Source organism: Phenylobacterium sp., from assembly GCF_024508875.1.
In the GTDB taxonomy this organism is placed as follows: domain Bacteria; phylum Pseudomonadota; class Alphaproteobacteria; order Caulobacterales; family Caulobacteraceae; genus Phenylobacterium.
Map to the genome: position 1 here is coordinate 1 of NZ_JANINU010000264.1, position 2,681 is coordinate 2,681.

The 2,681-nt window shown below is 69.0% G+C and carries 3 protein-coding genes; all 3 read left to right on the forward strand.

Going from position 1 to position 2,681, the window contains the following annotated elements:
- Positions 1 to 626: ammonium transporter (locus Q0L11_RS18180; protein ID WP_367183455.1), on the forward strand; the 626-nt coding region annotated here is incomplete at its 5' end.
- A 42-nt stretch (positions 627 to 668) separates the two neighbouring features.
- Positions 669 to 1,475, forward strand: coding sequence for a prolipoprotein diacylglyceryl transferase (locus Q0L11_RS18185; RefSeq protein ID WP_296599108.1), 807 nt, complete (start codon positions 669 to 671; stop codon positions 1,473 to 1,475).
- Positions 1,384 to 2,681, forward strand: a 1,298-nt coding sequence (locus Q0L11_RS18190; protein WP_296599109.1) for a radical SAM protein, incomplete at its 3' end; no start/stop codon positions are given. The genes Q0L11_RS18185 and Q0L11_RS18190, both read left to right, overlap by 92 nt.

Genomic DNA, 2,681 nt, shown 5'->3' on the forward strand with positions numbered 1-2,681 from the left:
GCATGACCATGATGGGCGCCGGCATGCTCTGGGTCGGCTGGTACGGCTTCAACGCTGGCAGCGCCCTGGCGGCCGATGCGGCCGCCGGTTCGGCGCTCGTGGCCACGCACCTGTCCGCGGCGACCGCCGGCCTGGTGTGGGCCCTGATCGAGAAGCTGAAGTTCAAGCGCGCCAGCATGATCGGCATCGTGACCGGCGTCGTCGCGGGCCTCGCCACCGTGACGCCGGCTTCGGGTTTCGTCGGCCCGGTGGGCGGCGTCGTGCTCGGCGCCCTCGGCAGCCTCGTCTGTTTCCACTGCGTGGACCTCGTGAAGCACCGGCTGAAGCTGGACGACAGTCTCGACGTCTTCGCTGTTCATGGCGTGGGCGGCCTGCTCGGCACGCTGCTGGTGGCCGTCCTTGCCTCGGTCTCGCTGGGCGGCGCCGGCTATGGGCAGGGCATGGACACCGCCCGTCAACTGGGCGTCCAGCTTCTCGGCGCCCTGACCGTCTGCCTCTGGTCGGGCGTCGCCTCGGCCGCGATCCTGTTCCTGTGCAAGGTCACGGTCGGCCTGCGCGCCACGCCGGAAGCCATCGAGGACGGCCTGGATCTCCACAGCCACGGCGAGCGCGCCTACCAGAGCTGACCGCTTGAGCGGCGCCGATTCCGCTGCCTTGATCGGCGCCGCATGATCCACGTCCCCACGGCCATCTGGGCGCACACCGCCTTCGACCTCGCGGCGTGGGGCTCGGGACTGGCGCTGAGCGTCGCGCTCTACCGCTGGCGGCTGAAGGACCTCACCCAGCAGGTGGCGGGCAAGGTCGGCGGAGGCTACTTCGCGGCGCTGGCCCTCGGCGCGATCCCCGGGGCCTGGCTGGCCGGATCGCTCAGCAGCCTGCGCGACGCCCATCCGGCCCTGTCGCACAGCGTGGTCGGCGCGCTGGTCGGCGCCATCGTCGGCGTCGAAATCTACAAGGCGCTCCGCGGGATCAAGGGCTCCACCGGCGGGGTCTTCGTGGGCCCGTTCGCCCTAGGCGTCGTGATCGGCCGCTGGGGCTGCCTGTTCGCCGGCCCGCCGGACGGCACCTACGGTTCGCCGACCGCCCTGCCCTGGGCCATCGACCTGGGCGACGGGATCGGCCGCCACCCGGTACAGGTCTACGAAAGCCTGGCCATGGCGCTGTTCCTGGCCGCCTACCTCGAAGGCCTCGCGCATCGGCGATCCTGGGCCTTGCGGCGCGGCTTCTATGCGATGTGCGTGTGGTACGGCGCGACACGCTTCGGCTGGGAGTTCCTCAAGCCCTATCCGCCGTTGATCGGGCCGCTTAACCTGTTCCACCTGCTTTGCGGAGGTCTGGTCGCCTATGGATGGGTCTTCTATCGCGGAAGCCTCCGCCGCGAGCGTGCGGAAGGCCGCGCCGTACCTGTTCCTGGGCCAGACCACGAGCCTGTGCGAGAGCTGCCTGGAGCTGGTCCCGGCCAAGGTGATCGGTGAGGACGGCTCAGTCTTCTACCTCAAGCGCTGCCGCGAGCACGGGGTGCAGAAGACCCTGATCGCCGACGACATCGCCTACTGGAAGTCCCAGCGCGACTGGCTGAAGCCGGGCGACCGCCCGCTGAAGGTCGCCACCCGCACCGACCACGGCTGTCCCTACGACTGCGGCCTCTGCCCCGACCACGAGCAACACTCGTGCCTGGCCATCGTCGAGATCAACGAGGCCTGCAATCTCTCCTGCCCCGTCTGTTTCGCCGACAGCTCCGTGAAGCGCGAGGGTCACCGGCCGCTGGCCGAGGTCGAGCGGATGATGGACGTCATCGTGGCGGCCGAAGGCGAGCCGGACCTGGTGCAGCTCTCGGGCGGCGAACCTACGATCCACCCCGACTTCTGGTCGATCCTGGATGCCGCCAAGGCTCGGCCGATCCGCCACCTGATGATCAACACCAACGGCCTGCGCATCGCCCGCGAGCCGGGCTTCGCCGAGCGTCTGGCGAACTACATGCCCGGGTTCGAGGTGTACCTCCAGTTCGACAGCCTCAAGCGCGACGCGCTGATGGAGTTGCGCGGCGCAGACCTCACTCGCGTGCGCGTCGAGGCCTTGGAGGCCTTGGAGCGGCACAACGTCTCGACCACCCTGGTTGTGACGCTGAAGAAGGGCGTAAACGACGACGAGATCGCCGACATCGTCCGCTTCGCCCTGCAATGGCGCTGCGTGCGCGGCGTGACCTTCCAGCCGATCCAGGACGCCGGCCGCAACGACGGCTTCGACGCCAAGCGCCACCGCATTGTCCTGACCGAGGTGCGCCGGCGGATCGCCGAGGCGGGCGTCTTCAGCCTGGACGACCTGATCCCCCTGCCCTGCAATCCCGACCAGATCTGCATCGGCTACGGCCTGCGCAACGGGGCAGAGGTGCGGCCGGTGACCGCCATGCTGCCGCGCGACCTGTTCGTGGCCGCGGTTCCCAACACGGTGACCTTCGAGAGCTACCCCGAACTCCGCAAGCAGGTGTTCGAGTTGCTGTCGCTCTCGACCGCCCAGGGAAACACGTCGGAGAAGCTGGCCAGCCTGCTGTGCTGCTTGCCGGAAGCGGCCGTGCCGCAGGAGGTGGCCTACGAGAACACCTTCCGCGTGGTGGTCAGCCAGTTCCTCGACCGCTTCAATTTCGACCTGGGCACGGTGAAGCGCTCCTGCGTCCACTTCGT